Consider the following 16379-nt stretch of genomic DNA (forward strand, 5'->3'; position numbering starts at 1 on the left):
AAGCTTTCTGGCAGGGCGAGCGCGTTTGAAGCGAGGGATCCCAGCCGCAGATGTTAGAGCCAATCGTCGCCAGCGCCTATGCGCCGATCCAGTGGACCGACCTGGGCCTGAAGGAAGGGATCGACCTCGGCTTCTTCACGCTGCGCTATTACTCGCTCGCATATCTCGCGGGGCTGGTGCTGGCTTATGTGCACCTGCTGAAGATGATCAAGGCGCCCGGCGCCCCGCTGGCGAAGGTCCATGCGGAAGACCTGTTCTTTTACTGCACGCTGGGCGTGATCCTGGGCGGCCGCTTCGGATACGCGCTGTTCTACAAGCCGGAACTGTTCACCGGCTGGAGCGGTGACGGCCTCGTGAAGTGGGAATTGCTGCGCCTGTGGGACGGCGGCATGAGCTTCCATGGCGGTGTGATCGGCGTGGTGCTGGCCATCGTCTGGGTCACGCGGCGCAATGACCTGAAATTCCTGCGCGTGTGCGATTATATCGCGGTCAACGTGCCCTTCGGCATGCTGTTCGGACGGCTGGCCAATTTCGTAAATGGCGAGCTATGGGGCCGCCCTGCCGGCCCCGACGTGCCATGGGCCATGGTGTTCCCCGATGGCGGCCCGGTCGCGCGCCACCCCAGCCAGCTTTACCAAGCCAGCATGGAAGGCCTGCTGCTGATGCTGGTGATGCTGGGCCTGTTCTGGCTGACACGCGCACGCTTCCGCCCCGGCCTGCTGGTTGGCGCTTTCACCGCTGGCATGGGCACGGCCCGCTTCATCGGCGAGTTTTTCCGCCAGCCCGATGCGCACCTGACCGAATTTGCGGAGCGCAGCGGGCTCAGCATGGGGCAGTGGCTGTCGCTGCCGATGATCGTGCTGGGCCTTGGCCTCGTGCTCTGGGCAATGAGCCGCCCGGCGCTCGCCAGCGGGACAAAGCCCCGCGCGAAGGAAACCGCACCCGCATGAACGAAGATGCCTCGCTGACGGACATCTTCCGGCGACTGGTCGCCAATACCGGGCCCATCAGCCTGCAGCATTACATGGGCGAAGCGAATGCGCGGTATTACAACGACCGCGACCCGCTGGGCACGGGGGGCGATTTCGTTACCGCGCCCGAAATCAGCCAGATGTTCGGTGAGCTGATCGGGTTGTGGCTGGCCGACATGTGGATCCGCGCCGGGCGGACGGAGCCGGTGCATTACGTGGAACTTGGTCCGGGCAAGGGCACGCTGGCGCGCGATGCGCTGCGGGCGATGAAGCGATACGGCATCGAACCGGTCGTGCATTTCGTGGAAAGCTCCACCGCACTGAAGGAAGTGCAATTGCAGTCCGTGCCCGGCGCGCGCTTCCACGCCGATCTCAGCTTCATCCCGCTGGAAGGGCCGGTGTTGCTGGTCGCCAATGAATTCCTCGACGCGCTGCCCGTTCGCCAGCTGGTGAAGACGCCCGATGGCTGGCGCGAACGGATGGTGGTGTGGGACGAGGCCGATGGCCGCTTCGCCTGCATTGCCGGGGATCGGCCGATGGACGCCGCCGTGCCCGAGGCCCGGCGCGACCAGCCCGATGGCACGCTGCTGGAAACCAGCCCCGGTGCTGCGGCCATCCTTTACGAAGCGGCCGGCCGGCTGGTGAACCAGGGCGGCGCGGCGCTGTTCATCGATTACGGCTACACGGCGCCCCAGGCCGGCTCCACATTGCAGGCCGTGAAGGCGCACCGGAAGGTCGACCCTTTCATGGAGCCGGGCGAGGCAGACCTGACCGCGCTCGTCGATTTCGATGCCGCAGCGCAGGTCGCCCAGTCACGCGGGGCCAAATGGCTCGGCACGGTGACGCAGGGCGAGTTCCTGACCGCGCTGGGTATCGAGGGCCGGGCGGAGGCCCTGTCCAATTTCGCACCGCATCACCGCGAGGCCTTGCTGGCCGCAAAGGACCGGCTGATCGCACCGGACCAGATGGGCGAACTGTTCAAGGTAATGGCATTGGCCGATCCGGACTGGCCGGAAGGCGCAGGCTTCAGCGTGAGCTGACCTGGCCGTTTAGCGCCGCGCGGCTCAGCCGCAGCGTCACTTCCAGCCCGTCTTCGCCGAAGCGGCGCTCCCACTCGCCGTCCAGCTGGCCGCGCACGCTCATGTCCACCAGCCGCGAGCCGAAGCCCTCGTGCTCGGTATCGGGTTTGTGCAGCACGCCGTTCTCGTCCCACCGGATGATGACCGTGTCGCCTTCCTCGCGCAGGGTGATGTCCACGTCGCCCCGCTCCTGCGCCAGTGCGCCGTATTTGGCGGAATTGGTGGCCAGTTCGTGGAAGATCAGCGCCAGCGGCGTGGCGGCGCGCGGCCCGATGGGCACGTCGTCCCCGCTCACCTTCACGCGCGCATGCGTGCCGCCGCCATAGGGGGCGAACAGGTCGGAGAACATGCCCTGCAGAGTGTCCTTCTCATCCGCGATACGGTCCGTCGGGCGGACATATTCATGCGCCCGGCCCAGCGCGCGCAGCGTCTGGATCAGCTCGTCCGCGAAGGGCTTGTGCTCCGGCTGCTTTCGCACGTTGAGCGATATCAGGCCGGTGATGACCGCGAAGATGTTCTTGATCCGGTGGCTCAGTTCCTTGGCCAGCAAGTCGCGGCTTTCCGACAGGGAATGCGCTGCATGGATGTCCGTAATCGTGCCGAACCAGCGCACCACGGCCCCGCTATCGTCCGTGATGGGCACGGCGCGGGTGATCATCCAGCGATAGGCGCCGTCATGGCGCAGCAGCCGGTTCTCGAATTCGAAGGTCGTCCCGTCGCGCAGCGATACCGCCCGTGCCGCTTCCATCTTGGAGAAATCGTCCGGATGCACGCAATTGCGCGCTGCCAGCTGCGGATCGAAATCGGTCCGCCCGGTATATTCGAACCAGCGCCGATTCATGAAGGTGACTGTGCCGTCAGGCTTCGCCGTCCAAGCGATGTCGGGGATGGAATCGGCCAGGTCGCGGAAGCGCGCATCGCGCTCCTCCAGTTCGGCATCGACGGCGATCGCGGTGCGCCTGCGCTCCAGCCGGCCCATGACGGCCTGCGCCATTACGGCCACGCCCTTGCGCTGCAGCGGGTCCAGCCCGCCGGGCCGCGCGTCAGGTGATACCAGGCACAGCGCACCCAGCGGCGCGCCCTCGCCGGAAATCAGCGGCTGGCCGTGGTAGAAGCGCACATGCGGCGCGCCGGTGACCAGCGGATTGTCGGCAAAGCGCGGGTCTTCGCGCGCGTCTTCCACCGTCATGCCGCGGCCGATCAGCATGGCATGGGCGCAGAAAGACAATTCGCGCGGCGTCTCGCGGTCTTCCAGCCCTTCGCGGGCGATGAAGACCTGACGCTCTTCGTCCACCAGCGTGACGAGCGCGGTGGGCACGCCGGCCATCTCGGCGGCATAGCGCACGATCGCCTGCAGCTCCGGATCGTCGACGAAAGCCTCGGCATCGAAGCTGCGCAGAACGCCCATGCGCGCATCCTCGCCGCAGAACTCGGGCGCGGGCTCGGCATCGGTGGGCCAGGAGAGGTGGACAGGATTCTTCATCGCGACGCGATGGCTCAATAGCCCACAAGTGCGGATCATGGCGAATGCAAAATCCTGCGCCCCGGGATACTTCCATTTGCAACCGGTTTGCGCGTGGCGCGCCCCCTGCTATGCGCGCTGTCGAACCCAACAGGAGCTTCCATGCGCGCGACCCCCGATTTCGACTTTGGCCTGAGTGACGAAGCGCGCATGCTGCGCGAAACGGTCGGCCGCTTCTCCGACGAACAGATCGAGCCGCTGGCCGTCGGGATCGACGCCGATGACCGCTTCCCCCAGGAGCTCTGGCCGCAGATGGGCGAACTCGGCCTGCATGGCATCACCGTTTCCGAAGAGGATGGCGGGCTGGGCCTGGGCTACCTCGAACATGTCATCGCGCTGGAAGAGGTGAGCCGCTCCAGCGCCTCGGTCGGCCTCAGCTACGGCGCGCATTCCAACCTCTGCATCAACCAGATCGCGCGCTGGGGCAACGCCGCGCAGAAGGCGAAATATTTGCCGGGCCTGATCAGCGGCGAGCATGTCGGGAGCCTCGCCATGAGCGAGCCGGGCGCCGGCAGCGATGTCGTGTCGATGAAGCTGAAGGGCGAGAAGGTCGATGGCGGCTGGAAGCTCAATGGCACGAAGTTCTGGATCACCAATGGCCATTATGCCGAGACGCTGGTCGTTTACGCCCGCACGGGCGAGGGATCGCGCGGCATCACCACCTTCCTGATCGAGAAGGGCATGGACGGCTTCGCGCCGGGCCAGAAGGCGGACAAGATGGGCATGCGCGGCAGCCCGACCAGCGAGCTGGTCTTCACAGACTGCTTCGTGCCGGACGAGAACGTGATGGGCGAAGTGGGCGAAGGCGTCGCCGTGCTGATGAGCGGCCTGGATTACGAGCGCGTGGTGCTCGCCGGTATCCAGCTGGGCATCATGCAGGCCTGCCTCGACACGGTGATCCCTTACCTCCGCGAGCGTGAGCAGTTCGGCAAGCCCATCGGCAGCTTCCAGCTGATGCAGGCGAAGGTGGCGGACATGTATGTCGCGCTGCAATCGGCCCGCGCTTACACTTACGCCGTGGCCCGCGCCTGCGACAATGATCGCACGACCCGCTTCGATGCCGCCGGCACGATCCTGCTGGCCAGCGAAAGCGCCTTCCGCGTCGCAGGCGAAAGCGTCCAGGCCCTGGGCGGCGCGGGCTACACCAAGGACTGGCCGGTGGAACGCTACCTGCGCGACGCGAAGCTGCTGGACATCGGCGCAGGCACGAACGAGATCCGCCGCATGCTGATCGGGCGCGAGTTGCTGAAGGATTGATGCCATGACCGCACCCGTCCTCACATCCAAACTCGACCGCGAGGCGCCTGATGCCAAGGCGCGGTTTGCGCATAACAGGAAGCTGGCCGAGGAGCTGCGCGCGCATGTCGCGACTGCGGCCTTGGGCGGCTCCGAGAAGCACCGCGAGCGGCACGTGTCGCGCGGCAAGCTGCTGCCGCGTGAGCGGGTGGAGCGGCTGCTCGATCCCGGCTCGCCTTTCCTCGAAATCGGCCAGCTGGCGGCGCACGATGTCTATGGCACGGACGTGCCGGGCGCAGGCATGATTGCAGGGATTGGGCGCGTGTCAGGCCGGCAGGTGATGATCGCGGCGAACGATCCCACGGTGAAGGGCGGGTCCTATTTCCCGCTGACGGTGAAGAAGCATCTCCGCGCGCAGGAAATTGCCGAGGCAAACCATTTGCCGTGCATCTATCTGGTCGATAGCGGCGGGGCGAACCTGCCCTTCCAGGCCGAGGTCTTCCCGGACCGCGACCATTTCGGGCGCATCTTCTTCAACCAGGCGAACATGTCCGCCAAGCGCATTCCGCAGCTGGCTTGCGTCATGGGCAGCTGCACCGCCGGCGGCGCTTATGTGCCCGCCATGAGCGACGAGAGCGTGATCGTGCGCGAACAGGGCACCATCTTCCTGGCCGGGCCGCCGCTGGTGAAGGCGGCGACGGGCGAGGAAATCAGCGCCGAGGACCTCGGCGGCGGGGACCTGCATGCAAAGAAGTCCGGCGTGGTCGATCACCTTGCCGAGAATGACGAGCATGCCCTCACCATCCTGCGCGATATCGTCAGCCATCTTGGCGCTGGCGACACGGCGAGGGTGGAGCTGCGCGACCCGCGCCCGCCGAAATATGATGCGGAAGACCTCTACGCCATCGTGCCGGAGGATGTGCGCGCGCCGTATGAGGTGCACGAGGTGATTGCCCGGCTAGTGGACGGCAGCGAATTCCAGGAATTCAAGCGCGATTACGGCAGCACGCTGGTGTGCGGTTTCGCGCATATCTGGGGCATGCCGGTGGCGATCCTGGCCAACAACGGCGTGCTCTTCAGCGAGTCTGCCCAGAAGGGCGCGCATTTCATCGAACTTGCCTGCCAGCGCGGCATCCCGCTTCTGTTCTTGCAGAACATCTCCGGCTTCATGGTCGGCGGGAAGTACGAGGCGGAAGGCATCGCCAAGCACGGCGCGAAGCTGGTGACCGCCGTCGCCACCGCGCAGGTCCCCAAGATCACCGTGGTGATCGGCGGCAGCTTCGGCGCAGGCAATTACGGCATGTGCGGCCGCGCCTATTCCCCGCGTTTCCTCTTCACCTGGCCCAATGCCCGCATCAGCGTGATGGGCGGCGAGCAGGCCGCCAGCGTGCTTGCCACCGTGCACCGCGATGCCGACAGGTGGACGGATGAGCAGGCGGAGGAATTCAAGGCCCCTATCCGCGACAAGTACGAGAGCGAGGGCAATCCGTACTACGCCACTGCGCGGCTGTGGGATGACGGGGTGATCGACCCTGTGCAGACGCGCGACGTGCTGGGGCTGGCCTTTGCGGCATGCCTCGAGGCGCCCATCCCCGAAGCCCCGCGCTTCGGCGTTTTCCGGATGTGACCTTGGCGAGGGATACGCTCTTCCTTCTCGAACGCAGTTACACCGGCAGCGACGGCGCGGAATACTTCTGCCGCGATTGCGTGGAGGTGGAGGGCCTGCTCGCGCTCTACCCGGAGCTGGCCGAACGCATGGAGATCGTCCGCGTCCCGTGGGAGCGGCCGCGTACGGCAGTGGTGCAGGCCATCGGACAGGACGAACAGAATTGCCCTGCGCTGGTCCTCGCGGAAGGCGGGTTCGTGAATACGCAGGAGGCGTTGCTGGCTGCGTTGAATGAGCGGCACGGCTTCCCGCAGCGTTCTTCCTGATGGCGGGCAGGCGCATTGCAAGCGGCTTGCGGGCGGCGGCCCGCTCTGCCAGCTTCCCCGCAGGGCAGGGAGAGTGTTAGTGGCGACGCAGGCGACATCACCAAAGGCGGCGCAGTCCAACAAGCTGTGGGGCTATGTCCCCCAGGCGATGGATTACATCCTGTCAGCTGCGTGCCTCGCCATGCTGGGCGCAATGGCGCTGGCGATCTGGCGCGGACAGGACCAGCTGGCGCAGTTGCCGCTGACTTACCCGCTGCACTTCGGTACGCTGGCCATCGCGCTTGCGCTGACGCCTGTCCTGCTGCTGCGGGCCAAGGGCGACAAGGCGCACCGGGTCATGGGCTATGTCTGGATCGCGGCCATGGTCATCACGGCCGTGGACACGTTTTTCATCCGCGACATCAATGACGGCAATTTCAGCCTGATCCACCTTCTCAGCGTGCTGACACTTTTTGTCTGCTGGCGCATTGTTTCCAGTGCGCGGGCGGGCGATCATGTTGCCCATCGCGGCCACGTGCGTGGGATCGTGATCGGGGCCTTGCTCGTTGCAGGGTTCTTCACCTTCATGTTCAACCGGCTTTTTGCAATTTGGATCGCGATGTAACTTGGCGCACGACCGCAAGCCCACCCTGCTCTCGCGCGCGGTCTATGCCTCGCTCCTTGGCCTTTATCGCCGCCGCGGATGGACGGCGGTGGCGCACCGGCCGATCCCGAAGAAGGCCGTGGTGCTGGCCGCACCGCACACGTCAAACTGGGATTTCATCGACTTCCTGGGCCTGACGCACGACCTGGACGTGCGCACCCGCTTCATGGCCAAGCATACGCTTTTCAAGGGCGCGATGGGCCCCTTCATGCGCGATATGGGCGGCATCCCGGTGGACCGCAGCCGCAGCGCCGGCATGGTCGAGCAGATGGCCGAGGAATTCCGCAAGCGGGACGAACTGCTGCTGGTCATCGCGCCGGAGGGCACACGCAGTGCGCCGGGCGACTGGAAGACCGGCTTCTACCGCATTGCGCATGGCGCGGGCGTGCATATCGTGTGCGGCTTTGTTGATCCGGATAAGCGCGAGGGCGGCCTCGGCCCCTCCCTCATGCCCACCGGCGACCTGGAAGCGGACATGGAAACGGCGAAGGCCTTCTATTCCTCGCGCAATATCGTGACGCCGGATTTCGCCGCGCTCGCGGCAAAGCTTGAAGAACGCCGGGGCGAGCGCCAATAGGGTAGGGCGGGCCAGCCGGACGGCCAGCCTGCCAGCACCGTTTCTCGGAGAATATCCCATGCGTCCCGTCATCGCCGCCCTGCCGCTCGCCGCCCTCTCGCTCAGCCTTGCTGCCTGCGGGGAGACCATCAGCGTGGAGGATATCGACGAGGCGGAACTGCAGGCGCAAAAGGCACCGGCGCTCGAAATGGCCGAGGCGGAAAGCATCGCTTCCGAAGAGGATGACTTCATCGGCGCCTATACCCGCACCGATGCCGACGGCGCGACCAGCCAGCTGGTCCTGAATGCCGATGACACATATGAATTTACCGATGCCGACGGATCGCGCCGCAGCGGGCGATTCTCGCGCGAGGATGGCGGGCGCCTGACGATTTCCGCCTTCAGCGGCGGGACCGGTTTCTTCCTGCTGCGCGACGGATCGCTGGTAGAACTCGACGCCATCGACCAGCCGGAAGCGGAAGCGACTGGCGATGTGATCTATGTCCGCGATGCGGCAGAAGACGATGCGCCCGCGGCTGCTCCCGCTGCGGCGGAGACCCCGGAAGCCGGCGCCACGGAAGAGGCCGAGGCCGCCGAAGCCGCCGAATAGGCCCATTTCCCGCGCCTCCTGCAACCTTCGCTGTGCGGGCACGGGACGCTTTGAAAAAATCGCCACTTATGTCCCATTTGGGATATTCAAGCCCGCGCGCCTGATTGGCATCGGCAACCCCGGATCAATTCTGATTAGGGGTCAAAATCCATGCAAACCAAGTTTCTCCGCCGCGCTGCGGCGCTGGGTTCCGTTTCGCTCGTCGCATTGGCGCAGCCTGCCAGTGCTGCGACGGTAACGGCACCGGCAAACCTTACGTACAACAACACCAACTCGCAGACCGCCTGCTGGATTGGCGGGAATTTCTCGCAATTCTACCAGCGCAACGACCAGTTCGGCGCTGACTTCACCGACGTTGTGATCACCGATGCAAATGGCAATGATCTCTCCGGGGTGAAGCAACCGGGCGTGTTCCCCAATGGGGCCAGCGCAATCAATATCGGGGTTCGCGAGCTCTTGATGCCGGCAAACACGCAGGGGACCGGTCCGGTCTACGTCTCGATTTTCGAAACGGATCTCAACACGCGAGGTGCCTTGCTGGCGCAGACCCCGCTCGACCTGAACCAGATGAGTGCTGCAGGCGGAGCTTGCGCGACGCTGGCCACCACGTTCTCCACGCCGGCGGCCAACTTCCCGCCAGTTGCCAATGCTGGTCCCAACGTCGTGGATCGGAACTATGTCTCGAATGCGCCGATCATTCTGGATGGTAGCAATTCGTTCGACCCTGACGGTGACCCGCTGACCTATTCCTGGCGTCAGATCCAGGGTCCGACCGGGGGTGTGACCCTTTCCAATACCAGTCAGGCGCAGGCCACTTTCCAAGTCAGCGGGATTTCCGCACCTAGGCAGTATCGGTTTGAGCTGACCGTCAGCGATGGGACCGCGACGGACACTTCCGTCATGACGATCAATCTCAGTCCCGCGGCGGCAAACAATCCGCCGGTCGCAGATGCAGGTGCGGACCGTACTGCCTCCGCAAACTCGTCCGTAACCATCGATGCTTCGGGTTCGACCGACAGCGACGGCACGATCGTCGGCTATTCCTGGCGCCAGGTCAGCGGCACTTCCACATCCATCAGCAACCCCTCGTCTGCGCAGGCAACCGTTTCGACCCCGCCTGCCAGCGGCAGCCCGCAGGCCTTGGTTTACGAAGTAACCGTCACCGATGATGACGGCGCAACGAGCACGGACCAGGTTACGATCACGATCCCGGCCGCAGTGGTCAATATCGCGCCCGATGCCGTGACGGGCGCGGACCGGATCATCGATGCCGGCGACCGGATCGTGCTCGATGCCAGCGGCTCCAGCGACCCGGATGGAACGGTGACCGGCTATGCATGGACGCAGGTGAGCGGACCCAGCGTTACCCTGTCCAATCCGGCCAGCGTGCGGGCCAGCTTTATCGCGCCTGCCGCAATGGCCAGTGCACAGACGCTCGTCTTCGAAGTCGAAGTCACCGACAATGCCGGGGCGACCGACACCGACACGGTCACGCTGACCATCGCGGCCAATGCCGCGCCTACGGCAGCGGCTGGTGCGGACCGGCGGGTGGAGGGCGGCACGTCCGTCACGCTCGATGGCTCGGCCTCCAGCGATCCGGAAGGGGACACGCTGACGTACAGCTGGGTCCAGACAGGCGGCACGTCCGTCAACCTGTCGAATGCCAATGCCGCGCAGGCCACCTTCACCGCGCCGCTCGGCACGCCGGTGGACCAGGACCTGACCTTCGAGCTGACGGTCAGCGACGGGATTTCCAGCGTCACGGATACGGTGGTCATCACGGTGGAGCCGAACACCGCACCGGTCGCGAATGCGGGCGCGGATCAGGGGCCGATCGACAGCGGGCAGACTGTCACGCTGAACGGTTCCGGCTCCAGCGACCCGGACGGTGACACGCTGACGTATCGCTGGGTGCAGACCGGCGGGCCGAGCGTCACGCTCAGCAGCAGCACGGCAACCTCGCCCACCTTCACCGCGCCCAATGTCACCGGCACACAGCCGCTGACTTTCCAGTTGATCGTCAACGATGGCCAGGTCGACAGTCCGGCGGACACGGTGACCATCACGGTGCAGGCGCTGGGCAACATCACCATCCGCCAGCGGATCGTGGGGCCCGATACGCAGGTGGGATACACCACCAATGTCCCGGGCCTCGCCAGCTCCGTCACCACCAGCAATGGCATGGCGACGGCAAGTGCGACCGGCGTGTCCAGCGGCAGCTACACCTTTTCCGTCGCAGACCTGCGGGCGCAGGGCTATGCCCTGACGGCGCTCAGCTGCAACGACACGGACAGCGCGGTGAACTTCGCGCAGGGCAGCATCGCGCTGGAGCTTTCGCCCAGTGAAGACCTGGTCTGCACGGTGGAGCTGTCCGACACGCGCGGCGCTGCGCAGGAGGCGATTGGCGAGTTCCTGGGCGGGCGTAATGCCCTGCTGCTGGCCGGCCAGCCCGACAGCATGCGCCGGCTGGACCGGGTGCGCGGCGTAACGCCGGGCGGCGGCAGCGCCAGCCTTGGCGGCGTGCCCATTCCGGGCAGCGGCAAGCTGCCGGTGGACATGCGCCTGACGGGCGGTGACCTGCGCGTCTCCAGCAGCCTGGCCATGGCCAGCGCCGCGCTTGGCCTGGCGGACAATGGCGCGGGCCGGTTCGATGTCTGGATCGAAGGACAGATCAGCGATGTCACCATCGGGCGGAACAAGGGCAGCTTCGCGGTCGGCTTCGTCGGCGCGGATTACCTGCTGACGGACAGCCTGCTGGTCGGCGCCATGTTCCAGTACGACCGGTTCGACAATGACAGCGATGCGCTGTTCGCCGGCATGGCGGAAGGCGATGGCTGGATGGCCGGGCCGTACGTGACGGCGCGCCTGGGCGAGCGGTTCTTCGTGGATGCGCGCGTCGCTTACGGCCAGTCGGATAACTCGGTTTCTCCGCTCGGCACCAATGTCGATGGGTTCGAGACCGAGCGCCTGTTCTTCGACTTCGCGGCGACGGGCGAGATCCCGCTGGGCGACGGCCTGATGTTCTCTCCCGAAGCAGGCGTGCGCTATCTCAGCGAGGATGTCGGCAGCTACACCGACAGCCGCGGCGTGGTGATCCCGGACTTCACCGTGGACCAGGGCGAGGCGAGCCTGCGCCCGCGCATCGCCTACACCACCATGTCCGATAGCGGCTGGAGCCTTGCGCCCTATGCCGAGTTCGAGGGAATCCTGACCTTCGGCGCGGACCGCTTCAGTCCGGTCGAGAACGGCCTTCGCGGCAAGGTGGCAGCCGGTGTGAACACCGCCTCTCCCGAGGGCGTGCGGATCGGTATTGCCGGTTTCTACGATGGCATCGGCGAGGCGCGGCTGGAGCAGTTCGGCGGACGGATCGCCGTATCCTTCAGCTTCTGAGCCGACGGGTCAGCAAACAGGAAGGGGCCGGATCGCATAAGCGGTCCGGCCCCTTTCCTTTTCCTGCGATGCCGCATCAAACGTCGAGATTGGCGACGTTGAGGGCGTTTTCCTGGATGAATTCGCGGCGCGGTTCCACCACGTCGCCCATCAGGCGGGTGAAGATCTCGTCCGTCACGTCGGCGTCTTCCACCTTCACCTGCAGCAGGGCGCGGTTGTCCGGGTCCAGCGTGGTCTCCCACAGCTGCTCGGCATTCATCTCGCCCAGCCCCTTGTAGCGCTGCACGGACAGGCCCTTGCGGCCGGCGGCCAGCACGGCGTCGAGCAATTGCGTGGGGCGGGTGATCGAATCCCTGGTCACCAGCGCCGGGCTCTCGGCATCGGTCTGGTCCGGATTGTCCTCCACCGGCTGCGCTTCGCCGGTGGCCTGGCGGACCAGTTCGCTCGGCTGCGCATAGGCTTCGGCATGCTTTGCGGCGAGGCCGTGCAGCTTGCGCGCCTCGGCGCTTTCGAGGAAGCGGGCCTCGATCTCGTGCACATCGGTCACGCCGCGCCACAGGCGGTCGAAACGGGCAGCGCCGTCTTCGCGCAGGCTGGAGGACCACTTGGCTTCGGGATCGCCGCGACCCAGCCGCTCGGCCGCCAGCGCCAGCGCCTTGCGGCGCTGCTCGGGGGACAGGGCGGGGTCGAGTGCGCCCGACAGCGCCAGCTGCTCCACGATGCCGCTGTCATACTTGCCGGGGATGAAGGCGAGCAAATTGCGCATGCGCAGCGCGTGTTCGACCAGCGAGCGCAGGTCTTCGCCGGAACGCGAACCCTCGGTCGTTTCCAGCACCCGGCCACTGAGGCCACCGTCGACCAAATAGCGGTCGAGCGCGCCCTGGTCCTTAAGGTAAACCTCGCTGCGGCCCTTGGCGACTTTGAACAGCGGCGGCTGGGCGATGTAGAGGTGCCCGGCCTTCACGATTTCCGGCATCTGCCGGTGGAAGAAGGTCAGCAGCAGCGTGCGGATATGCGCGCCATCTACGTCGGCGTCCGTCATGATCACGATCTTGTGATAGCGCAGCTTGTCGAGCGTGAATTCGTCGCGCAGGCCGGTGCCCATCGCCTGGATCAGCGTGCCCACTTCCTTGGAGCTGATGATCCGGTCGAAGCGGGCGCGTTCCACATTCAGGATCTTGCCCTTCAGCGGCAGGATGGCCTGCGTCTTGCGGTCGCGGCCCTGCTTCGCGCTGCCGCCTGCGGAATCGCCCTCCACCAGGAACAGTTCGGATTTCGCCGGGTCGCGTTCCTGGCAATCGGCCAGCTTGCCGGGGAGGCTGGCCACGCTCATGGCGCCCTTGCGGCTCATTTCGCGGGCGCGGCGTGCAGCCTCGCGCGCGGCGGCGGCGTCGATGATCTTCTGGATGATGGACTTCGCATCGGCCGGGTTCTCTTCCAGCCACTCGGTCATCTTCTCGCCCATCAGGCTTTCCAGCGGCTGGCGCACTTCGCTGCTGACCAGCTTGTCCTTCGTCTGGCTGCCGAACTTGGGATCGGGCAGCTTGACGGACACAATGGCAGTCAGGCCTTCGCGCATGTCCTCGCCGCTCAGCGAGACCTTTTCCTTCTTCAGCAGGCCGGCACTGGTCGCATAGTTGTTCAGCGTGCGCGTCAGCGCGCTGCGGAATGCGGCCAGGTGCGTGCCGCCATCGCGCTGCGGGATGTTATTGGTGAAGCACAGGACGTTCTCGTAATAGCTGTCGTTCCACTGCAGCGCGACGTCGATGCCGATGCCTTCCTTGTCAGCGCTCACCGCAATGGGTTCGGGCACTAGGGGCTGCTTGTTGCGGTCGAGGTATTTCACGAATGCGCCGATGCCGCCTTCGTAGAACAGGTCATGCTCCTGCACTTCTTCCGCGCGGTTGTCGCGCAGCAGGATGCGCACGCCGGAATTCAGGAAGGCGAGCTCGCGGTAGCGATGCTCCAGCTTGTCGAAATCGAACTCGATGACGTTCTTGAACGTCTCCTCGCTCGCCTTGAAAGTGACGCGCGTACCCTTCTTCAGGCCATCATCGTCGCCATTGGAGGCGACCGGCGGCGCGTCGCCCACGATCTCCAGCGAGCCGACGGCCTCGCCGTGCTCGAAGCGCATCCAGTGCTCCTTGCCGTCGCGCCAGACGCGCAGCTCCAGCCACTCGGATAGCGCATTGACCACGGACACGCCCACGCCGTGCAGACCACCCGACACCTTGTAGGCATTGTCGTCGCTGGTGTTTTCGAACTTACCGCCCGCGTGCAGCTGGGTCATGATGACCTCTGCCGCGGAGACGCCTTCTTCCTTGTGCATGCCCACCGGGATGCCGCGGCCGTTGTCCTCCACCGACACGCTGCCATCGGGGTTCAGCTCGATCAGCACCAGGTCGCAATGCCCCGCCAGCGCCTCGTCGATGGCGTTGTCCGAAACCTCGAACACCATGTGGTGCAGGCCGCTGCCATCGTCGGTATCGCCGATATACATGCCAGGGCGCTTGCGGACCGCGTCGAGGCCCTTCAGGACCTTGATCGAATCTGCGCCATATTCGCCGTTCTGGCGCTTGCTTTCCGGAGTATCGGGAGTGTTTTCTGCCATGGCGATTATATAGGCCTGCCAGGCCCGATCCCCAAGCTTTCCCGCCATTCGGGCGGGCGTTTTCCACCGGGCTTTTGCCCTGCCAGCGCGCAGGCGACTGGCGGCGGCGGAGCGGGGCGAGCGGCACGGCGCCTCCATCAGCCATTCTCACATTGCAAATAAGTTGACCTTCGCAGGTGCCGGGCCGATTGCGCCGGGCATGCTTTCGGTTCTCGACATCTTCAGGATCGGGATTGGCCCCTCATCCTCCCACACGGTTGGGCCCATGCGCATCGGGGCGATGTTCCTGCGCGCGCTGGCAAAGCGCGGGAAGCTGGGCCGCACGCAGCGTGTGGCGGTGGAGCTGCAGGGCTCGCTTGCGCTTACCGGCGTGGGTCATGGCACGGTGGATGCCAGCGTGCTGGGCCTTGCCGGCTTCGAGCCGGAGGAAACCTGCCCGGACGAGGCTGCCGCCACGCTCGCCGCCATCCGCGAAAGCGGCCGGCTGAAGCTGGGCGGGCGGCGCGAGATCGCTTTCGACATCGCGGCGGACATTGACCTTGCCGGGCACATCATCCCGGCGCTGCATCCCAATGGCATGAAGCTGGCGGCTTACGATGCCGATGGCGAATGCCTGATTTCGCGCACCTATTATTCGACCGGCGGCGGCTTCGTCGCATCCGAGGCGCAGCTGAAGCGCAAGCCGAAGGACGACCGCGTGGCCACCGGCACCAGCGTGCCGCACGATTTCGCCTCTGCCGCCGATCTGCTTGCCGCCTGCGAGGCCACCGGCAAGTCCATCGCCGACATCGTGCTGGCGAATGAGGACGCGATGCGCCCGCGCGAGGAGACGCTGGCGGGCATCGACCTGATCGCGCAGGCCATGGACCGCTGTATCGACCGCGGCCTGCGCCAGCGCGGTATCCTGCCCGGCGGCCTGAAAGTGGCCCGCCGCGCGCCGGACCTGTGGGACAAGCTGTCAGGCAATCCGCAATCGAACGAGCGCGAGCAACTGTTCGACTGGCTCAATTGCTATGCCATGGCGGTGAATGAGGAGAATGCCGCAGGGGGCCGCGTGGTCACTGCGCCAACCAATGGCGCGGCCGGCATCATTCCCGCTGTCATCCGATTCTATTGCCAGACGAGCGACGAGCAGCCCTGCACGCAGAGCCGCCGCACGTTCCTGCTCACAGCCGGGGCCATCGGCCTGCTTTACAAGCAGCGCGCGAGCATCTCGGGCGCGGAGATGGGCTGCCAGGGCGAGGTTGGCGTGGCCTGTTCCATGGCCGCGGGCGGTCTCGCCGCATTATGGTCCGGCAGCCCCATGCAGGTCGCCTGCGCGGCGGAAATCGGCATGGAGCACAATCTGGGCCTCACCTGCGATCCGGTGGGCGGCCTGGTGCAGGTTCCCTGTATCGAGCGCAACGCCATCGGCGCGGTGAAGGCCGTGAACGCCGCGCGGCTGGCGCTGCATCGCACCGGCACCGACAGCTGCGTCAGCCTGGACCAGGTGATCGAGACGATGCGCCAGACCGGGCTCGACATGTCCAGCAAGTACAAGGAAACCAGCCAGGGCGGGCTGGCGGTGAACGTCATCGAGTGCTGAGCTGACCCAGCCCAACTGACCCCGTCCGCCTGGCCCCGCCCGCCTGATCCGCATACGAAAAATCCCGGCCAGCGGGGGGCTGACCGGGATACAATCGGGGGGATTGGGGAACCGGGCGACGATTGGGAGAGGGGGAGGAGGTCGCCGCCCGGCTATGCCAACCATTTAGTCTTGCGCTTCTTGCAACACCATCGCAAAGACTGCACCACGTGTTGAGTAAAACGCAACGGTCTCGCGCCGGCAT

12 protein-coding genes are annotated in these 16379 nt (G+C 65.7%); 10 read left to right on the plus strand and 2 right to left on the minus strand.

The features are described 5' to 3' along the window. Window positions 1-50: 50 nt before the first annotated feature. The gene (gene lgt / locus A6F65_RS03185; RefSeq protein ID WP_067785920.1) at window positions 51-950 is read left to right on the plus strand and encodes a prolipoprotein diacylglyceryl transferase; all 900 of its coding nucleotides are present in this window, start codon (window positions 51-53) and stop codon (window positions 948-950) included. Then, window positions 947-2011: a class I SAM-dependent methyltransferase gene (locus A6F65_RS03190; protein WP_067785922.1), complete on the plus strand. Its 1065-nt coding sequence runs from the start codon at window positions 947-949 to the stop codon at window positions 2009-2011. The genes lgt and A6F65_RS03190 overlap by 4 nt, the downstream gene beginning before the upstream one ends. On the opposite strand, the gene A6F65_RS03195 is transcribed toward A6F65_RS03190, so the two are convergent. Next, a complete protein-coding gene (locus A6F65_RS03195; RefSeq protein ID WP_083989176.1) occupies window positions 1998-3533 on the minus strand; it encodes a sensor histidine kinase in 1536 nt (511 codons plus the stop codon). The genes A6F65_RS03190 and A6F65_RS03195 overlap by 14 nt on opposite strands. Before the next feature lie 141 nt (window positions 3534-3674). Between A6F65_RS03195 and A6F65_RS03200 the strand changes: the two genes are divergently transcribed. The 7 genes from A6F65_RS03200 (at window position 3675) to A6F65_RS03230 (ending at window position 11939) form a co-directional block, all read left to right on the plus strand. Further along, window positions 3675-4829: an acyl-CoA dehydrogenase family protein gene (locus A6F65_RS03200; RefSeq protein ID WP_067785924.1), complete on the plus strand. Its 1155-nt coding sequence runs from the start codon at window positions 3675-3677 to the stop codon at window positions 4827-4829. A gap of 4 nt (window positions 4830-4833) precedes the next feature. Continuing rightward, window positions 4834-6435, plus strand: coding sequence for a carboxyl transferase domain-containing protein (locus A6F65_RS03205; protein WP_067785926.1), 1602 nt, complete (start codon window positions 4834-4836; stop codon window positions 6433-6435). Between the two features lie 2 nt (window positions 6436-6437). Beyond that, the gene (locus A6F65_RS03210) at window positions 6438-6740 is read left to right on the plus strand and encodes a DUF3088 family protein (RefSeq protein ID WP_067785928.1); all 303 of its coding nucleotides are present in this window, start codon (window positions 6438-6440) and stop codon (window positions 6738-6740) included. 79 nt (window positions 6741-6819) lie between these two features. Continuing rightward, a complete protein-coding gene (locus A6F65_RS03215; RefSeq protein WP_157093031.1) occupies window positions 6820-7344 on the plus strand; it encodes a DUF2306 domain-containing protein in 525 nt (174 codons plus the stop codon). A gap of 1 nt (window position 7345) precedes the next feature. After that, window positions 7346-7960: a lysophospholipid acyltransferase family protein gene (locus A6F65_RS03220; protein WP_083989180.1), complete on the plus strand. Its 615-nt coding sequence runs from the start codon at window positions 7346-7348 to the stop codon at window positions 7958-7960. Window positions 7961-8018: 58 nt separating this feature from the next. Then, window positions 8019-8549, plus strand: coding sequence for a hypothetical protein (locus tag A6F65_RS03225; protein ID WP_067785932.1), 531 nt, complete (start codon window positions 8019-8021; stop codon window positions 8547-8549). 150 nt (window positions 8550-8699) lie between these two features. Further along, window positions 8700-11939 (plus strand): PKD domain-containing protein, encoded by a 3240-nt coding sequence (locus A6F65_RS03230; protein WP_067785934.1) that lies wholly within the window; start codon window positions 8700-8702, stop codon window positions 11937-11939. Between the two features lie 76 nt (window positions 11940-12015). Here A6F65_RS03230 and gyrB read toward each other — a convergent pair whose 3' ends face one another. After that, on the minus strand, window positions 12016-14550 hold the full coding sequence (gene gyrB, locus A6F65_RS03235) for a DNA topoisomerase (ATP-hydrolyzing) subunit B (protein ID WP_067789896.1): 2535 nt from the start codon (window positions 14548-14550) through the stop codon (window positions 12016-12018). Between the two features lie 199 nt (window positions 14551-14749). On the opposite strand from gyrB, the gene A6F65_RS03240 reads away from it, so the two are divergent. Further along, window positions 14750-16135: an L-serine ammonia-lyase gene (locus A6F65_RS03240; protein ID WP_067789899.1), complete on the plus strand. Its 1386-nt coding sequence runs from the start codon at window positions 14750-14752 to the stop codon at window positions 16133-16135. Window positions 16136-16379 lie beyond the last annotated feature (244 nt).

The sequence above is a fragment of the Paraurantiacibacter namhicola genome, assembly GCF_001687545.1.
Lineage (GTDB): Bacteria > Pseudomonadota > Alphaproteobacteria > Sphingomonadales > Sphingomonadaceae > Paraurantiacibacter > Paraurantiacibacter namhicola.

Bases quoted from the DNA above. Each gene is read 5' to 3' on its own strand.
- A6F65_RS03240 (WP_067789899.1), top strand. From the start codon at position 14,750: ATGCTTTCGGTTCTCGACATCTTCAGGATCGGGATTGGCCCCTCATCC.
- lgt (WP_067785920.1), top strand. From the start codon at position 51: ATGTTAGAGCCAATCGTCGCCAGCGCCTATGCGCCGATCCAGTGGACC.
- A6F65_RS03225 (WP_067785932.1), top strand. From the start codon at position 8,019: ATGCGTCCCGTCATCGCCGCCCTGCCGCTCGCCGCCCTCTCGCTCAGC.
- A6F65_RS03190 (WP_067785922.1), top strand. From the start codon at position 947: ATGAACGAAGATGCCTCGCTGACGGACATCTTCCGGCGACTGGTCGCC.
- A6F65_RS03205 (WP_067785926.1), top strand. From the start codon at position 4,834: ATGACCGCACCCGTCCTCACATCCAAACTCGACCGCGAGGCGCCTGAT.
- A6F65_RS03200 (WP_067785924.1), top strand. From the start codon at position 3,675: ATGCGCGCGACCCCCGATTTCGACTTTGGCCTGAGTGACGAAGCGCGC.
- A6F65_RS03230 (WP_067785934.1), top strand. From the start codon at position 8,700: ATGCAAACCAAGTTTCTCCGCCGCGCTGCGGCGCTGGGTTCCGTTTCG.
- gyrB (WP_067789896.1), bottom strand. From the start codon at position 14,550: ATGGCAGAAAACACTCCCGATACTCCGGAAAGCAAGCGCCAGAACGGC.
- A6F65_RS03195 (WP_083989176.1), bottom strand. From the start codon at position 3,533: ATGAAGAATCCTGTCCACCTCTCCTGGCCCACCGATGCCGAGCCCGCG.